Consider the following 23,406-nt stretch of genomic DNA (forward strand, 5'->3'; position numbering starts at 1 on the left):
GACTCCGTATCCCCCACGAGAGTTGCCCTGACAGGCACGGCGGGAGGAACTTCGGATGCGCACCCACGACGACCACGGCGGCCCCGGGCACACGGGAGCCGCCCCGCACACGGCCGTCATCGGCTCGGGTGTCGCGGGGCTCACCGCCGCGCACGTCCTCACGGGGACGCGGCCCGTCGACCTGTACGAGGCGGACGAGCGGCTCGGCGGGCACGCGCACACGCACGAGGTGCTCGACAGCCGCGGTCTGCCCGTGCACGTCGACTCGGGCTTCATCGTCCACAACCGGCGCACGTACCCGACGCTGCTGCGGCTCTTCGAGGAACTCGGCGTCGAGACGCGCGAGTCGGAGATGAGCATGTCGGTGCGTTGCGAGGGCTGCGGCCTGGAGTACGCGGGCGCGCGCGGCCCCGGCGGGCTGCTCGCCGCGCCCCGGCACCTGCTCAGCGCCCCCTACCGGCGGCTCCTGCGCGAGGTGCCCCGCTTCCACCGCGCCGCGCGCGCGGCGCTCGCCGCGCCCGAGCCGGACGAGACCGCGCCGGAGACCCTGTCCCGCTTCCTCACCGCGCACCGCTTCTCGCGCTACTTCGTCACGCACTTCATGACGCCGCTCGTCGCCTCCGTCTGGTCCTGCGACGCGCGCACGGCGCTGCGCTACCCGGCCCGGTACCTCTTCCGCTTCCTGGACCACCACGGCCTCCTCTCGGTCGGCGGCTCGCCGACCTGGCGCACGGTGTGCGGCGGCTCGCGCACGTACGTGGAACTCCTCGCCAAGCGCCTGCACCGCGTCCGTACGGGCACGCCGGTGCGCGCGGTGCGGCGGCACGCGGACGGCGTGGACGTCACGGACGGCGGCGGCACGACCCGTACGTACGACTCCGTCGTGATCGCGACCCACCCCGGCCAGGCGCTCGCGCTGCTCGCCGACGCGGGCGAGGCCGAACGCGCCGCGCTCGGCGCCTTCCGCTACGCGCGCAACCCGACGCTCCTGCACACCGACACCTCCGTGCTCCCGCGCGCGCCGCGCGCCCGCGCCTCCTGGAACTATCTGCTGCCCGGCTGCGGCGCGCCCGCCGACCACGTGCGGATCTCGTACGACATGAACCGGCTGCAAGGGCTGCGGACACCGGACCACTACCTCGTGACCCTCAACGGCGACGACCGCGTCGACCCGGGCTCCGTGCTCGCCCGCATGGTGTACGAACACCCCGTCTACACCCCGGAATCGGTCACCGCGCAGCGCCTGCTCCCCGCGCTCAACCGGGGCCGCACGGCCTTCGCTGGCGCCTATTTCGGCTGGGGCTTCCACGAGGACGGCGCGCTCGCGGGGGCCCGCGCCGCCGAGGCGCTGGGGGGTCGCTGGTGAACACCCCGACGGGCGCGGCGCTCTACCCCTGCGAGGTCTTCCACCTCCGCAGCAAGCCCGTGCGCCAGCGCGTCCGCCACCGCACGTACCTGTGGTACGTCGACGCCGACCGGCCACCGCGGCTGCCGGGCCCGCTCGGCCCCCTGGCCCGTTTCGACCCGCGTGACCACTTCGGCGGGACCGCGCCCACGCTCCGCGCCGGGCTCGACCGCTTCCTCGCCGCGCACGGCATCGACCTGCGGGGCGGGCGCGTGCGGCTCCTCGCGAACGCGCGCGTGTGCGGGTACGTGTTCAATCCGCTCAGCCTGTGGTGGTGCCACGACCCCTCGGGCGCGCTCGTGTGCGTCGTCGCCGAGGTGCACAACACGTACGGCGAGCGCCACGCCTACCTGCTGCGGCCCGGGGACGAGCGGCTCCCGGACCGGCCGGACGAGTTCCGTACGGACAAGGAGTTCTACGTCTCGCCCTTCTTCCCCGTGGACGGCTCCTACCGGATGCGGCTGCCCGAGCCGGGCGCGCGCCTCTCGCTCGCCGTGCATCTGGAGCGCGAGGGGGCCCGCCCCTTCACGGCGACCGTGCGCGGGCACCGCGTCCCCGCCCGTCCCGCGACCGTGCTGCGCGCCTCGCTGCGGCACCCGCTCTCGACCCTCGTCGTGTCGGCCGCGATCCGCGCCCACGGCATCCGTCTCTACCTGCGCGGCCTCCCCGTCGTACGGCGGCCGCGCCACCCGCTCCAGGAGGGAATGCGGTGACAGCGCCGACCACGAAGACCCCGAGCGCCAGGACATCGGGACGGCCCCCGATCGACGCCGAGCGCTGGCCCGACGTCGCTTCCGTGCCCGCGAGTTCGGCGGCCCGCTCCGCGATCACGCGGCGCGTCGTACGGCACGCGCTGCACCGGCTGCCGCTGCTCGTCCGCTTCCCCGACGGGTCCTCGCTCGGAATCGGCGGCCCGCTCATCGACATCCGCGACCCGGAGGCCTTCCACGCGCGCGTGGGCCGCTTCGGCCTCATCGGCTTCGGCGAGTCGTACATGGCTGGCGAATGGGACGCCCCCGACCCGGTCGCCGCGCTGACCGTGCTCGCGGGCAACGCCGCCGCGCTGATCCCCAAGCCGCTCCAGCGCCTGCGCGGCCTGTGGGCCCCGCGCCGCCCGGAGGCCCACCGGGGCACGCCGACGAACGCGCGCGACAACATCGGCGCGCACTACGACCTCTCCAACGACCTCTTCGGCGTCTTCCTCGACGACACGCTCACCTACTCGTCGGCCGTCTTCCGCGCCCTCCCCGCACGCTGGGAGAACCTCGCGGAAGCCCAGCGCCACAAGATCGACCGCCTCCTCGACCTGGCCGAAGTACAGTCCGGTACGCGGCTGTTGGAGATCGGTACGGGGTGGGGCGAGCTGGCCCTGCGGGCCGCTGCGCGCGGCGCGCACGTCACCTCGCTCACGCTGTCGGCCGAGCAGCGCGCCCTCGCCCTGGAGCGTGTCGCCGCCGCGGGGCTCGCCGACCGCGTGCGCGTCGAGCTGTGCGACTACCGCGAGGCGGAGGGGAGTTACGACGCCGTCGTCAGCGTCGAGATGATCGAGGCCGTCGGGCACGAGTTCCTGCCCGTCTACTTCGAGACGATCGACGCGCGCCTGCGCCCCGGCGGCCACGCCGCGCTCCAGGCGATCACGATGCCCGACGACCGCATGCGCGCGAGCCGTGACACGCACACCTGGATAGGCAAGTACGTCTTCCCCGGCGGCCTCATCCCCTCCGCCGAGTCGATCGAGGCCGTCACCACGAGCCGCACCGCGCTCCGCACGACCCGCGCCGACTCCTTCGGCGCGCACTATGCGGAAACGTTGCGGCTGTGGCGCGAGCGCTTCACCGCCCGCGCCGACGAGGTCGGGGCGCTCGGCTTCGACGCCGTCTTCCGCCGCCTGTGGACCTTCTATCTCGCCTACTCCGAGGCGGGATTCAGGTCCGGGTACCTGGACGTGCGGCAGTACCGGTTCACGAAGGACGGGCGCGCCGGGGGCACGACGTGAGCTTCCCCTGGGGCGCCTTCGCGCTCGGTCTCGCGCCCGCGGCGGGAGCCTCCGCGCTCGTCCTCGGCTGCACGTGGCTGCTCTCGCGGCGGCGCGGGATCTACCGGTACGTGGACAGCGCATGGGGCTTCGCCTTCGCGGTCCTCGCGGGAGGCGCCTGGCTCTTCGCGTACGGCACGGACGGCACGTACGGCGCGCGGGGGCTCGGCGATCCCGTACGGGCGGGGCTCGCCGCCGCGCTCACGGCGGTGTGGGGCCTGCGCCTGGGCACCCACATCGCCCGCAGGGGCCGCGGCAAGGGCGAGGACCCGCGCTACGAGCGGATGCTCGCCAAGGCGTCCGCGCACGGCTCGCGCCCCCGCGCGGCGCTGCGCGTCGTCACGCTCCCGCAGGCCGCCCTCGTGTGGCTCGTCTCCGTGCCGGTGCAGGCCGCCGTGCTCGTACCGTACGGGCCCTGGTGGGCGACGTGGCTCGGCGTGGGCCTGTGGGCGCTCGGGCTGTTCTTCGAGGCGGTCGGCGACGCGCAGATGGCCCGCTTCAAGGCCGATCCCGCGCACCGGGGCAAGCTCATCGACGTGGGGCTGTGGCGCTGGACCAGGCACCCGAACTACTTCGGGGACTTCGCCGTGTGGTGGGGCCTGTGGCTCCTCACCCTCCCGGCCGCGGGGGCCCCTGCCGCCGCCTGGGGACCCGCGGCGGCGACCCTCGTCTCGCCGCTGCTCATGACGTACCTGCTCGTTCTCGGCAGCGGGAAGCGGCTCACCGAGGAAGGCATGGCCAAGCGCGCGGGCTGGGACAGGTACGCGGCCCGCACGAGCGGCTTCCTGCCGTGGCCACCGGGCGTGTGGCCGAAGGGGCGTGCCTGAGGCGCGGGTCGCGGGGGCGGCGCGGGGCGGCCCGCCGCGGCTCGCCCGCTGCCCTCAGCCCGTCGCCCCCGGCAGCCTCCCGCCGAGCACCGCCAGCTCCGTGCGCCGCGGTGGTCCCGCCACGAGCGCGAGCACGTCGGAGGGCGCCGGGGTCCCCGCCTCTTCGGCGGGGGACGCGAGGGCGGCGTCCGCGTCCGCCGCCGTGCGCCACACCTCCGTGACGTGCACGACGTCGGGGCGCTGTGTGTCCCTGCCGATCGCGTACAGCAGGCAGCCGGGGAAGCCGTCGAGCGCGTCGGCGACGCGGAGCAGCAGCCCCGCGAGGTCCGCGCCCCTTCCCGGCAGCGCCGTGAACTCCATGAGCCGGCCGACCGGTCCCGTGTGCGTCGTCATGACGGCGACCGTACCCGCCACCACTGACAACACCCACGAGCCGGGCGCGCGGGCCGGGCGCGGGGCCGCGCGCGACCGCCCCCGCCGGGGGCCCAAGCACAGACACAGGCGCAGGCGCAGACACAGGCACAGGCACTTGGCACAGGCGCAGACACAGGCCCCACGCATCCCCGCCGAACTGCTCCGCGAGATCGGTCCGTCGACCGTCCGCGAACGTGTACGCGCGGCGGGCGCGGCGGAGTTGGCGCGGGAGGTGTGCAGGGCGTGTTCCCCGTGGGCGCCCTCAGGCCGCCTCGTCCACCAGGTCCCTGAGCTGGCCGCGGGCCGTGACGCCCAGTTTCGGGAACGTGCGGTAGAGGTGCGAACCGACCGTGCGCGGCGAGAGGAACAGCTTCTCGCCGATCTCACGGTTGGTCAGCCCGCGCGCCGCGAGCACGACGATCTCCCTTTGCTGCGGCGAGAGCCCGGCGAGCGCCGCTGGCCCGGTACGGTCCGCGGCGGTAGGGTCCGCGGCCACGCCCGCCGCCCGGGACTCGGCGCGCGCCCGCTCGGCCCACGGCCGCGCGCCGAGCCGCAGGAACGTCTCCAGGGCCTCGGCGAGCGGCGCCCGCGCCTCGGCGATCCTGCGCCGCCGCCGCAGCCACTCGGCGAAGTCCAGGAGCGTCAGGGCGCGTTCGAAGGGCCAGTGCGCGAGGTACGGGTCCGCGAGCGCCGCCAGGAACCACGGCTCCGCCTCCCCCGGCTCCGCGAGCAGCCCCCGCGCCCGCGCGAGGACCGCGCGCGACCGCGGGGAGACCTCGGCCCCGAGTGCGCGTTCCGCGCGCGCCACGATCGCCGCCGCCTCGGCGCCGTGTCCCGTACGTACCGCGGCGGCAGCGAGATCCGCGAGCGCCGGGTAGGCGGCGTGCGCGTGCACGGGCGCGCCCTCCGCGGTGAACACCGCCCGCAGGTGCTCGTACGCGCGCTCGTGCGCGCCCTCCGCGGCCGCCGCCGCGCCGAGCGCCCGCCGCGCGGCGACCGCCACCGCACGGCTCTCCAGCGGATCGACGCGCGCGAGCGCCTCCTCCGCGTCCCGCCGCGCCCCTTCCGCGTCACCCCGGTACGCGCGCAGCGTCGCGCCCACGGCGAGCGCGCAGGCGACCGCGTGCGCGAGTCCCGCGCCGCGCCCCACCTCGGCGAGCCGCCGCGCCGCCTCGCCCGCGTCCGCCCGGCGCCCCCGCTCCAGGTACGCCCACGCCACCGCCCCGGCGAGACCCTCGGGCAGCCCCCCGCGCCCCGCCCACGCCTCGGCGCCCCGGTCGACGAGCCGCACGGCGAGCGGCGTCTCGTCGAGCAGCCAGGCGAGGACCGCGAGGGTGGGGAGTTCCCTCGTACCTGCCCGCTCCACGAGGGAGCCGAGGTGCGCGACGGCCGCCGTGCGCGCGCCGTGCGGGTCGGTGACGACGCGGACCCACGTGTGCGGGAGCGAGGTCCCGGCGGGAAGGCGGTCCGCGAGCCCGCCGCTCTCGCCCGTGTAGTAGGCGACCGTCGCCGCGCTCGCCAGGAGGTCGAGCGCTGCCACGGGACTGCTCGGGGCGAGACGTGCGGCGCTCTCCCCGAGCCGGGCCAGGGCCGTGCCGTGGCGCGCGGTGAGGGCGGCGAGGCGCCCGGTGTGCACGGCGGCCGCCGCGCGCGGCACGGGGTCCTCGGTACGGGCGCCGACCGCGTCCGCCAGCTCCTGCGCCCACGCCAGGTCGCCCGCGGCCGCCGCCGCGCCCACGGCCCTGGCCAGGAGCCGCGCCGATTCCTCGCGCCCGGGGGCGAGCGCGGCGGCGCGGTGCAGGGCGCGCGCGGCGGCGGCGTGGCCACCGCGCCGCCTGGCGCGCGCCGCCGTCCGTACGAGCGCGGCCGACACGGCGGCATCCGGGCCCGTGCACGCCGCGGCGAGGTGCCAGGCGCGGCGGTCCGGGGCGTCGGCGAGGAGCCCGGCGAGGGTGCGGTGGGCGGCGTGGCGCTCCCGCGCGGGGGCGGCGTGGTAGACGGCGGCGCGCGCGAGCGGGTGGCGGAAACGTGCCGTCGCCGCGTCGAGCAGCCCGGCCTCGGCGGCGGGCCGCCACACCGGCTCCCCCGGCCCGGGAAGCCCCGCGGCGAGCGCCGCGTCCGCGCTGTCGGCCGCGGCGAGGAGGAGCAGGGCCTCACGTGTGGCGGCGGGCAGGGCGAGCGCGCGGGCGGCGAGGAGTTCTTCGACGAGCGCGGGGAGCGGGAGGGGGCCGGGCGCGCCGGGCGGCGCTTCCCCTGCGGCGCGGGCGAGTTCGGTGAGAGCGAGGGGGTTGCCCGCGGCCTCGGAGAGGAGCCGGGCGCGAGTGGGCGCGGGGAGCGGCGGGCCCGCGGCGAGCAGACGCGCGGCGGCGTCGGGGGCGAGGGGGCCGATGCCGAGGGTCGTGGCGGCCCGGCCGAAGGAGGGGAGGCGGGCGGGGGCGCGGGTCGCGAGGAGGAGGGCGACGGGCTCCGGACCCGGCGCGTCCGGGTCCGGGTCCGGGGCGAGACGGCGCACGGCGAAGGCGAGCGCGTCGAGCGAGGCGGGGTCGCACCACTGGGCGTCGTCGACGGCCAGGAGCAGCGGGCGGGTGGCGGCGAGCGCGGAGAGGAGGGTGAGGAGGGCGGTGCCTGTGCGCAGCGGGTCGGCCGGCCCCCGCGCGGGAAGGCCGAGCGCCCGGTCCAGCGCGGCGCGCGAGCGCGCGGGGAGCGCTCGCGTCTCGTCGGCGACGGGCCGCAGCAGCTGGTGCAGGGTGGCGTAGGCCAGCCCCGCCTCCGTCTCGCTCCCCTCCGCGCGCAGCACCCGCACCCCGGCCCCTCCGGCCCGGGCCACGGCCCGCTCCAGGAGCGCGGTCTTCCCGACCCCGAGCGGCCCGGCGAGCACGGCGGTACAGGGGACGGCGGGGGTGGCGGTACGGGGAGCGGGGTCCCCCGTGCCTCCTGCGGTAGGGGGCGGGACCGCGCCCGCGGGAGGCACTGCCGCCACGCCGTCCACCACCGCGCGAAGCCGCCCCAGCTCCGCTTCCCTGCCCACCAGCCCTTCCGAGTGCCCATCCACGCGTACTCCCGGGTCGCGGCTCCGCCCCGGGGATCTCCTCGGGCCCTGCTCCGCCAGGCTACAAGCGGAGCGGGAGGTTCCCCGGGGCGAGCACACGCGACCGTGCCCGGCCCGCGGGAGGCGGCTCGGCGTCGCGTGGCCGACGGAAGGCGGCTCAGCGTCGCGTGAGGATGTCGCTCAGCACCGTGTGCACGTACGTGTTCGCGTGCTTGCCGTTGAAGCGCTCGGCCGACGGGCCCTCCGCCGTGACCGGTACGGCGACCGAGGTGTGCTGGCCCGTGGTCCAGTCGATCGTGAAGGACTTCGCCGAGTCGCGGACGGGGAAGGGGCCGTCCTCGGTGGACTGGCCCGAGCCGGACTCGTCGTCGGGGTCGTTCTCCTCGACGGCGAGGCCGCCCGTCTCGTGGTCGGCGGTCACGACGAGGAGCGTGTCGGGGTGGGTCGCCACGTACTGCCGCGCGACCGCCACCGCGCGCTCCAGCTGCCGCATGGATTCCAGGGTCTTCTCGGCGTTGTTGGCGTGCGCGAACTCGTCGACGCCCTCCTCCTCGACCATGAGGAAGAAGCCCTTCTTGTTCTTGCCCTTGCCGTCGAGCGTGTCGAGCGCCTTCGCCGTCATCGTCGCGAGGTCGACGACCGGCTTGTAGACATCGCCCTGGCCCTCGGGCTTCTGCTGGAACATCTCCTCGTTGGCGAAGAGGCCGAGCAGCTTCCCGTTCTTCGGCCGGGCCTTGCTCAGCTGCTTCGCGCCGGAGACGTACGTGTAGCCCTTCTTCTTCGCCTTGGCGACGAGGTTCCCCTTCGTTCCCCTGCTCGCCTCACCCGGGTCCTCGGCGGGCTGGTCGGGGAAGGCGCCGGGGTGGCCCTCCGGCAGCCACCAGTCCTCGCCGCCGCCGAGGATCACGTCCGGCTTCGAGACGTCGAGGTACTGGCGGGCGATCTCGTCCTGCTGGCCCCGGTCGGGGGTGTTCGAGAAGAAGGCGGCCGGGGAGGCGTCGGTGACCTGCGCGGTCGTGACGAGCCCGGTACGCCTGCCCGCGGCCTTCGCCTGCTGCCCGAGCGTGGCGAGCCTGTTGCCGTCCACGTCGACGCTGATCGCGCCGTTGTACGTCTTCTCGCCCGTCGCCCATGCCGAGGCGGCGGCCGCCGAGTCGGTGACGACGGCCTTCGGGTCGTGCGGGCTCGTCGTGAGCTGACCGGCGACCGGCAGCTTGTCCATCGTCAGCTCGCCGTCGAGACCGGCGAGGTAGAGCCGGGCCGCCTCGCGGGCGGCGGGGCCCATGCCGTCGCCGTTGACGAAGATGACGTTCCTCGCCTTCGGCGCCTTCTCGGCGGCCGAGTGCGGCGCCTGCGCCGAGGCACCGATGGTGGGGCTCACCACCATCGTCACGACGGCGGTGGCAGCGACGGCCGCGAGGGTCGTGCCGAGGTGGCGGGGCTTGCGGGTGACTCGGTCCACGGGACTGCTCCCCGGTGCTCGTAGTGGACCGCGCCGCCGGTGGGGCGGCACGGGCAGTGCGGGCTCCGGCCGGGCGGCGACCGTCGCGCCGAGGACGCTAGGGACGGCAGGGGGCGCCCGGGTGAACGGCGGGTGAGCCGCGAAGGCGGATAGTGTGTCGGGACACTTCGCGCGCGGGTGACAGGAGTTGGCGGTGGGGGTGCGGGCGGACGGGGCAGGGGACGCGGTACGGGTACGGGGCGACGCCGACGCCGCGCCCCCGGACGAGGACGGCCGGGCCGAGCCCGTACGGGCCGGGGTTCGGGCCCGCCCGCGCCTCCTCGCCGCCCTGGCCGCGCTCGGCACGATCGGTCTCGCGCTCTGCCTACGGGCGCTGTGGCCCGCCACGGACTTCGCGAAGTACGCCGGGGACGCGCTCTACACCGTCCTCATCGCCTGCCTGTGCCTCGCGCTCGCGCCCGCCCTCACGGCCCGCCGCGCCGCCCCCCTCGCCCTCGCCCTGAGCTGGGCCGTCGAACTGCTGCAACTCTGGCCGTCCCTCGCGGACCTGTCCGCCCGCCACACTCTCGCCCGCTACGCGATCGGCAGCACGTTCAACGCCCCCGACCTCTTCTGGTACGCGGCCGGAGCCGCCCTCGCCGCAGCCGTCCTCGCGCCCGTGACGCGCGCCCAGGGGGAGCCCCGGTGACCCAGGCCCCGCCCCTCACGGGCCCCGCCCGCACGGCCCTCGCCCACGTCGCCGCCCGCGCCCGCGGCGCCGCGCTCCCCGCGCACGTGCGCGTCACGCTCCAGTTCCACCCCGACCGCCTCACCCGCGACGGCACCCCGCTCCTCGAGCGCCTCGCCGCCGACGGCTCGTACCGCTCGCAGTACGTGACGGGCACGAGCAACGGCGGCCTCACCGCGTACCCGGGCGGCGACCGCCACCGCTGGGAGAGCCGCATCTTCGGCGGCGCCTACGACTCCGCGCCCCCGGCCGAGCGCCCCGTCTACGGCGCGCTCGACGACGGCACGCGCGGCCCCTTCGGCGCGGCGCCGCGCTTCGGCTCCTCGTACCTCCGGCTGCGCCCCGAGGCCCTGCACCGCGCCACCTTCTGCTACCCGGACAGCGCCGCCGAGCCCGAGGACTTCGGAGTGCGCGAGCGCTGCGACCTCCTCGGCCTGTGCCGCGCCGGGGGAAGGGACCCGCTGGACGCGTACGTCGAGACCCACGTCCACGGCGGGGTCCGCCTCGCCGACGACGTGGCGGCCGTCGTCCTGGACGCCGCCTACCGCGGCACCCCCGTGGAGGCGGCGGCGCACCGCCTGCCGTGCGCGGTGGAGTGGCACCCGGGTTTCACGGTCGAAGCGGAACTCCTGCGCGCGTACCCGGAGTTCAGGGGTGCCCGGATCGTGGCCCTGGCCCTGGAGGTGGCCGAGGACGGCCGTATCGACCCGCGGATGATCGGCGACGCGGTACGGGCCGGACGGGCGGACCCCCAGGACCTGAAGAAGGTCTGGCACTACGTGGCACGGTACGGCGCACCCGGCACCCCGGGCGCCCCGGGCGCCCCCGCCGTCCCCCGGGTCACTCCCCCGCGATGAGCAGCCGGTACCCGTAGTCCACGGACTCACGCGCCAGCAGCGCGGCGTGCCGCCGGTGCCACTCGCCCGACTCCAGGTCGCCCCGCAACCGCTCGACGGCGGGCCCGACCACGGAATCGGGGAGCTGCGCGAACGTCGAACTCGCCGCCCGTACCGCCGGATCGAGGAACATCTCGGGGCGCCGCCAGTACGCGGTCTGGAAACCGTCCGTGAAGTCGTGCGGGATGGGGAACGGCACCACCGTGTGCGCGCCCATCGCCTCGGCGACCTCCGCCACGGGCCTGAACCGCGCGTGCTCCATTTCCCGGATCTCCGGGAAGTACTCCCCGACGACCCACAGTTCGGTCGCGTGCGCGGGGTCCCACGTGAAGACGGCCTGCCGGCGCGCCACGCGCCGCAACTCGGCGAGCCCGCGCCGGAGATCGGGCCAGTGGTGCACGGTCATGACCGCCATCGCCGCATCGAACCCGCCGTCCGCGAACGGCAGCTCGGACGCCACGGCCCGCACCTTCCGCCGCCCCCGGTGCTGAGCGAGCATGACCTGCGAGGGGTCGACGGCGACGACCTCGGCGCCCTCCGGTTCGTAGGACCCGGTCCCGGCCCCCACGTTGACCACCCGCCGCGCCCCGCCCAGCCCCTCCCGGATCACCGCGGCGAGCCGCGGATCGGCCCTGCGCACCTCCCGGTACCCGGCACCAATACGGTCGTACACGGGCGGCGGCGGAACGGGACGCGTGGACGCGGTCGTCTGCATGCGCCCGATCCCACCACTTCCGCACGCGCGCGGGAAGACCACCCCGCTCCGCCGCCCCGCCGGGCCCCGCGCCCCCGGCCGCGTCAGCTCCGTACCGCGGCCTGCCGGGAGCCCGCGTTGTCGAGGAGGACGAGCGCGTCGTGCTCCGGGGTGCCCGGCTCCGCCGTGTAGACGCCGATGCGCTGGCCCGGCGTGCCCTCGATCTGGAGGGAGTGCGAGGTGAGGGTCATGGTGCCGACCAGGGGGTGCTGGAAGGTCTTGCGGCCCACCTTGCGCCCCGCGACCTCGTACCGCTCCCACAGCCTGGCGAAGTCCGGGCTCTTCAGGAGGAGTTCGCCGACGAGCTGGGCGAAGTCGGGGGCGTCGGGCACGGTTCCCGCGATGGCCCGCAGCCGCGCCGCGCACGCGGCGACCTGCCGTTCCCAGTCGGGCAGCAGCTCGCGCGCGGCCGGGTGCAGGAAGAGGTAGCGGGCCAGGTTGCGCTGCTTGGCGGGCCAGCCGTCCATGCCCGCGTACAGGGCGAGGCCGCCGGGGTTCCAGGCGAGCAGCTCCATGCTGCGGCTGATGACATACGCCGGGTTCGGGCGCAGCGAGTCGAGCAGCAGTCTCTGGTGCGGGTGCACGGAGCGGCTCGGCGCGGGGGGCGGCTCGGGGGCGTAGCGGGCGGCCCTGGCGGCGAGCGCGCGCAGGTGCTGGTGCTCGCGCTCGTCCATGCGCAGGGCGCGGGCCAGCGAGTCGAGCACGGCGGGGCTGGGCCGGGTCTCCTTGCCGCGTTCCAGGCGTACGTAGTAGTCGATGCTGATGCCCGCGAGTGTCGCCAGTTCCTCCCTGCGCAGCCCCGGGGTGCGCCGCAGTCCCCCGCCGACGGCGAGGCCGACGCGGGCCGGGGTGGTCTGGGTGCGGCGGGCGCGCAGGTAGCGCCCCAGCTCGGCGCTCTCACTGCGCGCGCTCTCGGTGGGCATGGTTCCAGTGTCACCCGGCGGGCCGCGTGGCCGCACGGCCGTGGGGGGCTCTGTCAGTACCCCCGAAGAGCCCGGCCTGCCACTCCGCGCGCCTCCCGGCGAAGGTGGAGGACACACCCGGGTGCGTCACACCACGCACCCGCCCCCACCGGCACCCCCGCCGGACACCGCCCCCTGGGAGACCCCTCATGCGCGCCACCCTCATGTACGGAGCCGGAGACGTCCGCGTCGAGCACCGGCCCGACCCCCGGCCCGTCCACCCCGCGGACGCCGTCGTCCGCACCCTCGCCGCCTGCGTGTGCGGCAGCGACCTGTGGCCGTACGGGGCGATGCCCGCCACGGGTACGGGGCGTCCGATGGGCCACGAGTTCCTGGGCGTGATCGAGGAGACGGGCGCCGACGTGAGCGGCCTGAAGGCCGGTGACCTGGTCGTGGCGCCGTTCATGTACAGCGACAACACGTGCGACTACTGCGCGAAGGGCCTGCACACCTCGTGCCGCAACGGCGGCAGGTACGGGCTCGACGGCGTCGACGGCGGGCAGGGCGAGGCCGTGCGCGTCCCGTACGCGGACGGCACGCTCGTGAAGCTCCCCGTGGCCGCCGATTCCACGCTGATCCCCTCGCTCCTCTCCCTCTCGGACGTCATGACCACGGGCCACCACGGCGCCGTCACCGCGCGTGTCGGGCGCGGGGACACGGTCCTTGTCGTCGGGGACGGGGCCGTCGGCCTGTGCGCCGTGCTCGCGGCGCGGCGGCTCGGCGCCGAGCGGATCGTGCTCGCGGGCCGCCACGCGGCGCGTACGGACCTCGGGCGCGAGTTCGGCGCGACCGACGTCGTCGCGGAGCGCGGCGAGGAGGGCATCGCCAGGGTCCGTGAGCTGACCGGCGGCGTGGACAAGGTCATCGAGGCGGTCGGCACCCGCGCGGCCCTGGACATCGCGCTCGGCGCGGTCCTGGACGGCGGCACCATCAGCCGCCTCGGCCTCCCGCAGTACGAGCTGGGCCCGATCGGCCCGGCGGGGTTCAGGCGGAACATCACCCTGACCGGCGGGGTCAGCCCCGCCCGTGCCTACATCGAGGAGCTGCTCCCCGACGTGCTCGACGGCACGCTCGCCCCCGGCCGCGTCTTCGACAGGGCCTACCCCCTCGCCGACGCCCCCGCCGCCTACCGCGCCATGTCCGCGCGCGAGGTGCTCAAGGCCCTCATCCGCCCCTGAGCGGGGCGGGACCGGGCCTGACACCCGGTCCCGCCGCGCCCGCCCACCGCTCCCCGCCCGGCCCGCCTGCCGCTCCCCCGCCGCGCCCGCCTACCGCTCCCCCGCCGTCCCGAACCACCGTTCCAGCGCCTCCCGCAGCCCCTCGGCCCGCCCGGGGGCCCCGCCCGTCCACACCACGTGCCCGTCGGGCCGGGCGAGGATCGCGCCCCCGCCCCGCAGCACCTCCCCCGCAGGGCCCTCGTCCCCGCCCCCCGTCACCCCCACGACGTGCGCCACGCGGTCCTCCCACCCCGCCACGGAGCACCGGCCCGCGCCGCTCTCCACGAGCACCCCGCGCCCCCCGTGCATGGCCTCGTAGACCCGCCCGCCGCCGAGGTCCCTCAGCCTCCGCCCCAGCAGCGGGTGGTCGCCCCCGCCCACCTCGTACCGCACCCCGATCGCGGTCAGCTTCTCGACGAGGTGCTGGTTGACGGCCTCGTACGAGCCCACCAGCTCCCCGAGGAGCCGCCGCACCGCCCGCGCGCCCGGTGTCGTGGACAGCAGCTCCATCTGCGCGCGCGTGTTCTCCAGCACCTCGGCCGCCACGGGCCGCCGCTCGCTCTCGTACGTGTCGAGCAGGCCGTCTGCCGCCCGTCCCGTGATCCGCGCGGCGAGCTTCCAGCCGAGGTTGAAGGCGTCCTGGATGCCGAGGTTGAGGCCCTGGCCGCCGGTCGGCGGGTGGATGTGCGCGGCGTCACCCGCGAGCAGGACCCGGCCCACGCGGTACCGCTCGGCGAGCCGCGTCGCGTCGCCGAAACGCGTGAGGCGGCGCGGCTCCCGTACCCCGAAGTCCGTGCCCGCGACGGCCCGCAGGCACGCGCGCAGCTCCTCCACCGTGGGCGCGACGTCCCCGGAGACCCCCCGCGCGGGCACCACGATCCGCCAGTACCCGTCGCCCATCGGCCCGAGCCCGAACCGCTTCTGCGTCTCGCGTACCTCCGTGACGACGGCGGTGACCTCGTCGGCGGGCAGGGTCACCCGTGCCTCGGCGAGCAGCGTCTCGGTGCGCGTCGGCTCGCCGGGAAAGCCCACGCCGAGCAGCGAACGCACCGTGCTCCGCCCCCCGTCGCACCCCACGAGCCAGCCCGCGCGCCGCACGCTCCCGTCCGCGAGCCGGACGTCGACGCCCTCCGCGTCCTGCGCGAACCCGGTCACCTCGGCGCCCCGCACGATCCGCGCGCCGAGCCCCGTGGCGTGCGCGGTCAGCAGCTCCTCCGTCACGGTCTGCGGGATGCCGAGCACGTACGCGTGCGCCGAGTCGAGCCCCTCGGGCCACCGGTCGCCGAGCGCGGCGAAGAAGCCGCCCACGCGGAAGGTCCTGCCCCGCGCGAGGAACTTCTCCAGCAGCCCCCGCTGCGCCATGATCTCGATGCTCCGCACGTGCAGCCCCAGCGCCCGCGACCACGCGTACGGCGCGGGGTCCTTGTCGAGGACGAGCACGTCGGCGCCGTGCAGCCGCAACTCCGCCGCGAGCAGCAGTCCGGTCGGCCCGGCACCCGCGATGACGACGTCGCTCATGTCCGTGTTCTCCCAGCGTTCTCGCACGTCCCGGGGCACCGTTCGGGCCCCGGGCGGGAGATTCTGCGCGAAAAGGGGGGTCTTGCGGCAAGACCCCCCTTGCGCTATAGCTTGAGAGTGGCAGGGAGCGGCGACGCTCCCTTTTCTGCTGTCCGGGGCCTGGCGGGCGCCCGGTTTCCACCGGTACGCGCCGCGCTTTCGCCGGTACGCGCCGCGCTTTCGCCGGTACGGGCCGGGGCGCGGACGGGCGGGTGCAGTCGCCTGACGGATACCGCCGCCCTTCCGCCCGGACGAGGCTGGGACGCGTACCACCACCCACCCCGCCCCGGCAGGAGCGCCACCGTGCCCCCCACTCCCCCCGTCACCACCATCGAGCTGGGCGACGTCACCGTCCACCGCGTCATGGAGTTCTCCGACACGACCCCCATGACGACCGGCGTGTTCTTCCCCGGCAGCACACCCGAGGAGTGGCACCGCCACCGCGAACTCCTCAGCCCGCACCACTGGGATCCCGAGACGGACCTGACCCGCGCGGCCACGCAGTCATGGGTACTGCGCAGCGAGGGCCGCACGATCGTCGTGGACACGGGCGCGGGCAACGACAAGTACCGCCCCCTGCAACCGATCTGGTCGTACCTGAAGACCGGCTACCTCGCGAACCTGGCCGCCGTGGGCATCGCGCCCGAGGACGTCGACCTCGTCGTCAACACCCACCTCCACGACGACCACGTGGGCTGGAACACGCGCCTGGAGGGCCGCGACTGGGTCCCCACCTTCCCCCACGCCACCTACCTCATGCCCCGCGCCGACTTCGCGTACTGGCAGCCGGAGAACCTGCACCGCACGATGTTCGGGCGGGGCAACCAGAACGTCTTCGAGGACAGCGTCGAGCCGGTCGCCCGGGCGGGACTCGTCGAGCTGTGGGACGAGTCGTACGTGATCGACGCGCACCTGCGCCTGGAAGCGGCCCCCGGGCACACACCCGGCGCCTCGGTGATCCACCTGGAGTCGGGAGGCGACCGGGCGATCTTCGCCGGGGACCTGCTGCACGGCGCGATCCAGGTACGCGAACCGCACATCAACAGCTGCTTCGAGGAGGACGAGGAGGCGGCGCGCGCGAGCCGGGCCCGCATGTTCGCGCGGGCCGCCGACACCGGGGCCCTCGTCCTCCCCGCCCACGTCCCCGGCCACGGAGCCTTCGAACTCCGCCGTACGGCAGGGGGTTTCGACATCGCCGCCTGGGCCCCCTTCTCCCGCACCTGACCCACCCGGAGCACACGCCCTCATGCCCCTCGACGTCACGGCCTGCCACGTCACCCGCCGCGCCCGGACACCCCTGCCGCCACCCCGCGCCTACCCACTCCTCAGCGAGGTCGGGAACATCGCCGCGTGGAGCCCCCACGCCGTCCACGCCGCCCACGAGCCCGGAGCGGGCCCCACGAGGGCGCCTGGTTCCACGGCCGCAACAAGCGCGACGGAGCGGAGCGGGACAGCCGCTCGCAAGTCCACGCGGCGCTGCCCGAGAAGGAGTTCGCCTGCACGGTGCTGGGTTCCGGAGGGGCCCCCATCGTCCGCTGGACCGGGACCCTCACCGCGCACGGGCCCGGCACGACCCTCACCCAGACCTGACAACTGCTCGCCCCTGACCCGGTATTGGGCAGCACGGGCGAAGAACTGGCCGCCCTCCGCGAAGCGACGCGCGACAGCACGGAGTCCACGCTGATCGCCTCTCCGCCTGGGCCCACGACCAGACCTGACCGCCGACCACCCGTCCGCGCGGGCTCGTTCCCCCGCCTCCAGCGCCGCGCGGAGTGCGGCGGATTCCGTGACCGTCGCGAGGGTCGTGACGAGCGTGCGTGCGGGGGGGAGGCCCGTCGTGGGGGCGGAGACCCGTCATGGGGGGGGCGGAGACCCGTCATGGGGGGGGCGGAGACCCGTCGTGAGGGCGGAGACCCGTCATGGGGGGGCGGGGCAGCCGCTCGCGCAGGCGGCGGCCGCCGTACTCGCCCCGGCCGCCCTCGCGGGCCGCCGGGGCCGGGTGCGCGCACGGCGCCGCGTCACGCCCCCACGTACGCCACCGCCGTCGCCGCCCCCAGCGCCGCGCCCGCGCACACCTGGGCGACCGTGTGGTAGCCGAGGGCCACGCGGGACCAGCACACCGCCGCCGTGAGGGCGTACGCGCACAGCCACCACGGCGAGTGCACACAGGCGAGGAGGGCGACGACCGCCGAGGCAACGGAGGCGTCGACGCTGATCTTCCAGGCCGTGTTGACCGTGAGCAGGATGATCGTCATGAGCCACAGCGCGAGCATCGCGCGCAGGATGCCGTTCGGGGCGTGCCCCAGGGTCATGATCACGGCGCCCGCGCCGATCGACGCGAGGATGACGAAGAAGATCGGCGCGCGCTGCTTGCGGTCGACGACGTGCCGGTCGCCCCACGTGCCGCGCCCGCGTTCCCACTCGATGTACGCGGCGGGCACGATGCCCGCGCACAGCGCGCCGAGCAGCCCCCACAGCAGACCCGTCCACTCCCCCGCCGCCGCGAGCCCGACCGCCGCCATGCCGCCGAGGAGGAGGTTGCGCGGCTGGAAGACGTCGGTGACGGTACGGGCCACACGGTGGTCGGGGGCGGTCGTCGTGCTCACGAGGGGGTGCCTTTCGGGGTCGGTACGGGGGCGGGGCCGGACCTCAGGGGCTGCCGCGCGGCGTCGCTGTACGCGGCCGACACGCGCAGGAGCCACGCGACCTCGTCGTCCTGGTCGGCCGCTTGCGGGGGTACGAGGGCGGGGCCGGGCGGTCCTGCGGGCGCGCCCGACGCGTGCGCGGCCAGGGCCTCCCTGATCCAGCGCGCCGAGCCCTCGGGCCCGCCGCCCGCCTCCGGTCCTTCGGGCGCCCAGTGCCGCAACTGCTCGACCGCGTCCGCGATATCGGCCGCCCACCGGTCGATGCGCACATCGGCGGGGGTGCCGAGCCGCAGCAGTTCGCGGGCGAGTGGCGCGGGCGGGGCGAAGGGCTGCTCGGGGAAGGCCGTCATGAGGTCGCGCCACAAGGGGTGCAGCGCGGCCTGCGCCCGCCACAGCCGCAGCCGCCGCGCCCCTGTGGCGAAGGCGGGGATCGACGCGCCGATCGCGAAGAGCGTGAAGAGGACGACCTGCCCCGCCTCGGTCCACTTGTCGAAGGACAGCGCGAAGCTCTCGCTCGGGCGGTCGACGACGCTGATCCACAGGAAGAGGCTGCGGCTCAGCGTGTAGGCGACGCCGATGAGCATCGCGACGGCCATCATCCCGAGCCCGATCCGCAGGTGGCGGCGCGGCGCGGACCGCACCGCGAGCCACCACTGCACGGCGCACACGGCGGAGGCGGCGCCCAAGTACACGTAGAACACGGTGTAGTAGAGCGTCGCGCCCCACTCGCCCGCGTGGTCGGCGACGAAACGGTCCGAGGGGTGCGAGCGGTCGACGACGGTGAAGAAGAGGACGGTCAGGAGGACGAGCGTGGCCAACGCGGCGCGGGCGGCGACGCGTTGGACGGTCCGGGCGAAACGGACGTGGCGCGGCACGTCGACGTCGCTCTCGTACCGCCCGTAGATCGCGACGATGTAGCTGAGGATGGCGAGGATCGCGACGGTCGCCGTGTAGTGCTTCACGAGCACGGCGAGATCGATGACGGGGCTGTCGTTGAGCCGCACGCGCACGTACTGCGTCTTCGTCCACAGCGCGGCGGCGAAGCCCGCGTAACACCCCCACAGGGCCCGCCGTCTTCGGTCCTCCTCGTCCCCCCACAGGGCGGCGGGCATGCGCCACAGGGCGACGGCGGTCATGAGGCACGCGACGGCGTACCCGGCGAGATCGAGCGGGGTGGGGGACACGGACCGGAATCCTAGGCGTACTCGGTGAACTGGTGTGCGTCGGTTTCGCTTTGCGGGGGTGCGGGCGGACATGACCGGCCGGGGTGACGCGCGGATCTGGCCGGAACAACCCTTGAAGCGTCAACTAAGGTATACCTAACCTTGGGAACCACGCGCCGGAGCTGCGACCGCGCGCGGCACGAGGCGGCGTGCGTCTTCGTCGTTCCCTCGCGTCCCGCCCCACGCCCGGGCCAACGACGCCCCACGGTTCCGCCGCAGCCGTACGCCCGGTGCTCCCCGGCGGGTCTCCTCGCGCGCAGCGTCGCCGGGAGAGAGGCCCCCTTCCTCCCCACAGAAAGGGCCCCCCATGCCCTCCTCGTCCTCGACCACCTCCCCGGTCGCCCCGGCCACGAGCCCGCCCGCTCCCGGTCTCGCCTCGCGCGCCGAGCGGGCCCACCCCCACGCCCTCGGCGCCTTCCGCGTCGTGGTCGGCCTGCTCTTCGTCTGCCACGGCAGTGCCTCCCTCTTCGGCTTCCCCGAGGGGATGGGGCGCACGGTCGCGCCCGGCACCTGGCCGGGCTGGTACGCGGCCGTGATCCAGTTCGCCGGCGGCCTGCTCGTGCTGCTCGGGCTCGGCACCAGGGCCGCCGCCTTCATCTCCTCCGGCTCGATGGCGTACGCGTACTTCCACGTGCACCAGCCGCAAGCCCTGCTCCCGCTGGACAACGGCGGCGAGCCCGCCGCGCTCTTCTGCTGGGCGATGCTGCTGCTCGTCTTCGCCGGTCCCGGCAGCGCGGCCCTCGGCCCGGCCCTACGCCGCCTGCGGGGCAGCCGCGAGGGCCAACTCGACTCCAGCGCAAGGGAGTAGAGGCAGGGCGGCCGTGGCGGAGCGAGGTACGGGACGGGGTCCAGCCGTCCTTCCGCCGAATCCCCACGGCCGCCCCCCCCCCGGAACGCCCACCCTCACCCGGCACGCCCCCGCCCCGGCACGTGACAGGCCTTCGGCCCGGCGCGTGACACGCCCGCGTCCCGGTGTCCGCGCGCTACTCCGCCCCCGGTCCGCGCCGGCCGAACAGACCCCGCCTGCGGTGCGCGACCGGGCGCGCGAGGGAGCTGGTGAGGCGGCCCACCATGTCGTCGCTGACCGTGTCGCGGGCCATGCGGGGGATGAGCGAGGCGCCCAGCTCCGCCATGCGCTCGTCGTGGGTCCCGTACCCGGCCCGCGCCTGCACCGAGCCGCCCGCGCCGAGCACCCTGCGGACCAGGTCGGAGTCGAAGACCGGGAGCAGGCGCGCGAGTTGGTCCGCGTCCGGCGAGGCGCCGTGGTCGAACCACTCGTGACACAGCTCGTGGAGCACGACGTGCTGGGTCTGGTACGGGGTCGGGCGGCGCCGGTACAGGACGAGGCTCACGCGCGGCGTCGCGAGCCGGAGGCCGCAGGCGCCGCCGGGGCGGGCCAGGTGCTCGGGGAGTTCGCGCAGCACGATACGGCGCCCGCGCGCGGCCTCCATCGCGGCGACGAGCCCCTCGACCGTGAACGGGCTCGGCACCGGCAGCCCCTCCAGCCGCTCCTCGCACTCCTTGCGCAGCGCACGCAGCGACACGGCTCAGCCCTCCGGCTCGACGGGCGTCCCTGCGGACGCCTCGGCGGACATCCCGCCCGACACCCCGCCGAACGCCCCCGCCGGCCCCCCGGCAGGGCTGCCGGACGCCCCCGCCGCCGTCCCGCCCCCGTCCCGTGCCGCCGCCCCGTCCTCCTCGGCGAGCAGGCTCAGCGCGAAGTCCAGCAGTTCGGGCGGCAGCCCGTCCCGTACGGGCCCGCGCGCCGCGACACCGCTCACCTCGCCCGTGCGGTGCCTGGCGAGGAAGCGCAGCCCCGAGAGCACGTCCTCGACGACCTCCGACTCGTCCTTGAAGAACCGCCAGTCGACCCCGAAGCCGAGCCCGAGCGCCTTGAGGATGTCCTCGGAGGGGTGCGTGACCTTCCCGGCGAGGATGTTGGAGAAGTAGCTGTGGGAGAGGGAGCCGCCCTTGCGCCGGACGTGCTCGGCGAAGAAACGGCCCGAGACCCGCTGCCCCGGGAACGTCTTTTCGATCATGTATTCGACCTTGGCCCGCAAGGTGCTGAGCTGCGGCGCAGGCTCCTCCACGGCCACCCCCGTCCCCCCTCCGCCCGACCGGATCGCGGGATTCCGCGACCCCGAACGCGAAATCAGGCTTGCGCAAACACTCTACGTCACTGTTAACTCGAAAAAACATACGCCAGGGGGCCGCGAGGGGAGTCCCCTGACGATGTGACTACGCGCGTCCACCAGCCGCTTGTGTCCGTTTCGCGGGGATTGCCCCCGACGGAAGGAACATTTCCGGCGGTGGATCGCGCCGTGGCGTACGGGGCGCGCGCCCGGACCGCAGGCAGACCACCCGCGGACAAGGGCGACGCGCACCCGGGCGCCCCTTCTCGTACCCCCGGCCTCCCGGAATCCCGCACCCGTTCCACCCCGCCTCCCGACATCCCCCACCCGTTCCACCCCGCCTCCCGGAATCCCGCACCCATCCGCCCCGCCCCCCGCTCCGGATCACCCCGTGACGCCGGAGCCCCGCCCCTCGTTCGGGGCATACGGGGCAAGGGCCGCCGGGGCGACAAGGCACCGGCACCGGGGCCGAGGCAGTGGGAGCGAGCGAGGTACGTGTGAAAGAGCCCGTCTACATCGTGGGGAACCCGGCCGCCGCGCCCCCGCTGGAAGAGCTGGTGGCCAGGGTCGCGCGCGGCGACCGCGACGCCTTCTCGGCGGTGCACGACGCCGTCGCCGGCCCGCTGCTCGGTGTCGTACGGCGCGTGCTGCGCGACCGCGCGCAGTCCGAGGAGGTCGCGCAGGAGGTCCTTGTCGAGGTGTGGCGCACGGCGGGCCGCTACCGCCCCGACCTCGGCTCGGTCACGAACTGGGTGCTCACGCTCGCGCACCGCCGCGCCGTCGACCGCGTACGGTCCGTCGAGGCATCCGCCGCGCGCGAGCGCCGCGCGGGCCTGCTCGAACAGAACACGCCCGCGTATGACGAGGTCGCCGAGCAGGTCGAGACCCGGCTCGAACAGGAGCAGGTACGGCGCTGCCTGGCCGGCCTCACCGAGCGCCAGCGCGAATCCGTCACGCTCGCCTACTACCGGGGCCTCACCTACCGCGAGGTCGCCGAACTCCTCGCGCTGCCCCTCGGCACCGTCAAGACCCGTCTGCGCGACGGCCTCATCCGGCTCCGCGACTGCCTGGGAGTGGGCACATGAGCACCTCGGCCGACAGCCACCTCCTCACCGGCGCGTACGCGCTCCACGCCATCGAACCGGCCGAACGGGCCGCCTTCGAGCGGCACATGGCGCACTGCGCCGCGTGCGCGCGGGAGGTGCGCGAGTTCACCGAGACGGCGGCGAAACTGGGCCTCGCCGCAGCCGTGGCGCCGCCGCCCGGCTTCAAGGACGCGGTCATGGCCCGTATCGCCGACGTACGGCAGGAGCCCCCGCGCCCCGTACGGGCCACGCCGCCGCGCCGCCGCCCGCGCGCCGTCCACTGGGCGCTCGCCGCCTGCGTCGCGCTCGCGGCGGCGCTCGGCGGCACCGCGGTGTGGCAGGGGCAGCGCGCGGACGAGGCGCGGACGCAGGCGCGCGCCGCGCAGGACCGCGCGGCGCGGCTCGACGCGGTGCTCTCGGCCCCCGACGTGAAGGTCGCGAGCGCGCCGCTCGACGCGGGAGGCCGCGCCACGGTCGTCGTCTCGCGCGCCCGCGACGGCGCCGTCTTCGCCGCGGCGGGGCTGCCCGCTCCCCCGGCGGGCAAGGTCTACCAGCTCTGGTTCGACGTGAACGGCACGATGCGCCCGGCGGGCCTGCTTCCCGGCTCGTCGGGGACGGTCCTGATGAACGGCTCCCCGCGCGCGGCCACGGCGATGGGCGTCACGGTGGAACCGGACGGCGGCTCCCCGGCCCCCACGTCGAAGCCGGTGGCGCTGATGGCACTCCCGGGGTGAGGGGCCGCCGCCGTACCCGCGCAAGGACTGCCGCCGTACGGACGCGCTGCCTCTCGCGGTACGGGGCCGTGGCACCCCGCCCGCGCCCACCGGGCCCGAGTGCGACCTCATGGGCGAGGCGACGCACAGCAGCCTCGACGGACGGGCCGGGACAGCGGAGCGGGCGAGAGACCCCGGGGTCCCGCACGTGCACGCGTCCGGCACGCCCCGAACGCCCCGTGCCGGTTGCCCGCCACGACGGCCACTTCGAGGACCGCAGCGAGCAGCCCGCCCATACCCTCA

At 75.7% G+C, this 23,406-nt stretch carries 21 protein-coding genes and 1 pseudogene; 12 read left to right on the forward strand and 10 right to left on the reverse strand.

All coding sequences use genetic code 11. The annotated features are described in order from the left end of the window. The first annotated feature begins 55 nt into the window (after positions 1-55). From ACQYWQ_RS14405 to ACQYWQ_RS14420, 4 genes are read left to right on the forward strand one after another with little or no spacing between them, the layout of a single operon-like run. Positions 56-1,366, forward strand: a complete 1,311-nt coding sequence (locus ACQYWQ_RS14405) for an NAD(P)/FAD-dependent oxidoreductase (protein ID WP_431034998.1) — start codon at positions 56-58, stop codon at positions 1,364-1,366. Next, entirely contained in the window at positions 1,363-2,118 is a 756-nt protein-coding gene (locus tag ACQYWQ_RS14410) for a DUF1365 domain-containing protein (protein WP_431034999.1), read from the forward strand. The genes ACQYWQ_RS14405 and ACQYWQ_RS14410 overlap by 4 nt, the downstream gene beginning before the upstream one ends. Further along, a complete protein-coding gene (locus tag ACQYWQ_RS14415; RefSeq protein ID WP_431035000.1) occupies positions 2,115-3,401 on the forward strand; it encodes a class I SAM-dependent methyltransferase in 1,287 nt (428 codons plus the stop codon). The genes ACQYWQ_RS14410 and ACQYWQ_RS14415 overlap by 4 nt, the downstream gene beginning before the upstream one ends. Continuing rightward, positions 3,398-4,267: a DUF1295 domain-containing protein gene (locus tag ACQYWQ_RS14420; RefSeq protein ID WP_431035001.1), complete on the forward strand. Its 870-nt coding sequence runs from the start codon at positions 3,398-3,400 to the stop codon at positions 4,265-4,267. Before ACQYWQ_RS14415 ends, ACQYWQ_RS14420 begins: the two co-directional genes overlap by 4 nt. 54 nt (positions 4,268-4,321) lie before the next feature. Here the strand turns inward: ACQYWQ_RS14420 and ACQYWQ_RS14425 are convergent, their stop codons facing one another. The 3 genes from ACQYWQ_RS14425 to ACQYWQ_RS14435 form a co-directional block, all read right to left on the reverse strand. After that, positions 4,322-4,660, reverse strand: a complete 339-nt coding sequence (locus ACQYWQ_RS14425; protein WP_431035003.1) for a putative quinol monooxygenase — start codon at positions 4,658-4,660, stop codon at positions 4,322-4,324. A 283-nt stretch (positions 4,661-4,943) separates the two neighbouring features. Beyond that, a complete protein-coding gene (locus ACQYWQ_RS14430) occupies positions 4,944-7,733 on the reverse strand; it encodes an AAA family ATPase (protein ID WP_431035004.1) in 2,790 nt (929 codons plus the stop codon). Between the two features lie 154 nt (positions 7,734-7,887). Then, positions 7,888-9,192: an alkaline phosphatase gene (locus ACQYWQ_RS14435; protein ID WP_431035005.1), complete on the reverse strand. Its 1,305-nt coding sequence runs from the start codon at positions 9,190-9,192 to the stop codon at positions 7,888-7,890. Positions 9,193-9,385: 193 nt separating this feature from the next. Here ACQYWQ_RS14435 and ACQYWQ_RS14440 point away from each other — a divergent pair, with 193 nt between their 5' ends. Then, entirely contained in the window at positions 9,386-9,880 is a 495-nt protein-coding gene (locus ACQYWQ_RS14440; protein WP_431035006.1) for a DUF2809 domain-containing protein, read from the forward strand. Beyond that, a complete protein-coding gene (locus ACQYWQ_RS14445; RefSeq protein WP_431035007.1) occupies positions 9,877-10,776 on the forward strand; it encodes a DUF3626 domain-containing protein in 900 nt (299 codons plus the stop codon). Before ACQYWQ_RS14440 ends, ACQYWQ_RS14445 begins: the two co-directional genes overlap by 4 nt. Here ACQYWQ_RS14445 and ACQYWQ_RS14450 read toward each other — a convergent pair. Both ACQYWQ_RS14450 and ACQYWQ_RS14455 read right to left on the reverse strand, forming a co-directional pair. Continuing rightward, positions 10,760-11,530, reverse strand: coding sequence for a class I SAM-dependent methyltransferase (locus tag ACQYWQ_RS14450; protein ID WP_431035009.1), 771 nt, complete (start codon positions 11,528-11,530; stop codon positions 10,760-10,762). The genes ACQYWQ_RS14445 and ACQYWQ_RS14450 overlap by 17 nt on opposite strands. Positions 11,531-11,613: 83 nt before the next feature. After that, on the reverse strand, positions 11,614-12,492 hold the full coding sequence (locus ACQYWQ_RS14455) for a helix-turn-helix transcriptional regulator (RefSeq protein WP_431035010.1): 879 nt from the start codon (positions 12,490-12,492) through the stop codon (positions 11,614-11,616). Positions 12,493-12,680: 188 nt separating this feature from the next. Between ACQYWQ_RS14455 and ACQYWQ_RS14460 the strand changes: the two genes are divergently transcribed. Further along, positions 12,681-13,709: an alcohol dehydrogenase catalytic domain-containing protein gene (locus ACQYWQ_RS14460; protein ID WP_431035011.1), complete on the forward strand. Its 1,029-nt coding sequence runs from the start codon at positions 12,681-12,683 to the stop codon at positions 13,707-13,709. A 90-nt stretch (positions 13,710-13,799) separates the two neighbouring features. Here the strand turns inward: ACQYWQ_RS14460 and ACQYWQ_RS14465 are convergent, their stop codons facing one another. Next, on the reverse strand, positions 13,800-15,266 hold the full coding sequence (locus ACQYWQ_RS14465; protein ID WP_431035012.1) for an FAD-dependent monooxygenase: 1,467 nt from the start codon (positions 15,264-15,266) through the stop codon (positions 13,800-13,802). 402 nt (positions 15,267-15,668) lie between these two features. Between ACQYWQ_RS14465 and ACQYWQ_RS14470 the strand changes: the two genes are divergently transcribed. Together ACQYWQ_RS14470 and ACQYWQ_RS14475 are read left to right on the forward strand one after the other, a co-directional pair. Further along, positions 15,669-16,529: an MBL fold metallo-hydrolase gene (locus ACQYWQ_RS14470; RefSeq protein ID WP_431039191.1), complete on the forward strand. Its 861-nt coding sequence runs from the start codon at positions 15,669-15,671 to the stop codon at positions 16,527-16,529. Between the two features lie 126 nt (positions 16,530-16,655). Continuing rightward, on the forward strand, positions 16,656-16,895 hold the full coding sequence (locus ACQYWQ_RS14475; RefSeq protein ID WP_431035013.1) for a hypothetical protein: 240 nt from the start codon (positions 16,656-16,658) through the stop codon (positions 16,893-16,895). Between the two features lie 428 nt (positions 16,896-17,323). Here the strand turns inward: ACQYWQ_RS14475 and ACQYWQ_RS14480 are convergent, their stop codons facing one another. Together ACQYWQ_RS14480 and ACQYWQ_RS14485 are read right to left on the reverse strand one after the other, a co-directional pair. Further along, on the reverse strand, positions 17,324-17,911 hold the full coding sequence (locus tag ACQYWQ_RS14480) for a hypothetical protein (RefSeq protein ID WP_431035014.1): 588 nt from the start codon (positions 17,909-17,911) through the stop codon (positions 17,324-17,326). Further along, positions 17,908-19,086, reverse strand: coding sequence for an MAB_1171c family putative transporter (locus tag ACQYWQ_RS14485; RefSeq protein ID WP_431039192.1), 1,179 nt, complete (start codon positions 19,084-19,086; stop codon positions 17,908-17,910). The genes ACQYWQ_RS14480 and ACQYWQ_RS14485 overlap by 4 nt, the downstream gene beginning before the upstream one ends. A 394-nt stretch (positions 19,087-19,480) precedes the next feature. Here ACQYWQ_RS14485 and ACQYWQ_RS14490 point away from each other — a divergent pair, with 394 nt between their 5' ends. After that, positions 19,481-19,981: a DoxX family protein gene (locus tag ACQYWQ_RS14490; RefSeq protein WP_431035016.1), complete on the forward strand. Its 501-nt coding sequence runs from the start codon at positions 19,481-19,483 to the stop codon at positions 19,979-19,981. A gap of 175 nt (positions 19,982-20,156) precedes the next feature. On the opposite strand, the gene ACQYWQ_RS14495 is transcribed toward ACQYWQ_RS14490, so the two are convergent. Both ACQYWQ_RS14495 and ACQYWQ_RS14500 read right to left on the reverse strand, forming a co-directional pair. Beyond that, positions 20,157-20,717, reverse strand: a complete 561-nt coding sequence (locus tag ACQYWQ_RS14495; RefSeq protein ID WP_431035017.1) for a toxin — start codon at positions 20,715-20,717, stop codon at positions 20,157-20,159. Positions 20,718-20,804: 87 nt separating this feature from the next. Then, a pseudogene (locus tag ACQYWQ_RS14500) lies at positions 20,805-21,269 on the reverse strand (hypothetical protein); the annotation flags it as partial. Between the two features lie 533 nt (positions 21,270-21,802). On the opposite strand from ACQYWQ_RS14500, the gene ACQYWQ_RS14505 reads away from it, so the two are divergent. Together ACQYWQ_RS14505 and ACQYWQ_RS14510 are read left to right on the forward strand one after the other, a co-directional pair. After that, positions 21,803-22,390, forward strand: a complete 588-nt coding sequence (locus ACQYWQ_RS14505; protein WP_431035019.1) for a sigma-70 family RNA polymerase sigma factor — start codon at positions 21,803-21,805, stop codon at positions 22,388-22,390. Next, positions 22,387-23,124 carry an anti-sigma factor gene (locus ACQYWQ_RS14510; protein ID WP_431035021.1) on the forward strand — a complete coding sequence of 246 codons (738 nt, stop codon included), beginning with the start codon at positions 22,387-22,389 and terminating at the stop codon, positions 23,122-23,124. The genes ACQYWQ_RS14505 and ACQYWQ_RS14510 overlap by 4 nt, the downstream gene beginning before the upstream one ends. Positions 23,125-23,406 lie beyond the last annotated feature (282 nt).

The sequence above is a fragment of the Streptomyces sp. P6-2-1 genome, from assembly GCF_050613165.1.
Taxonomy (GTDB): Bacteria; Actinomycetota; Actinomycetes; order Streptomycetales; family Streptomycetaceae; genus Streptomyces.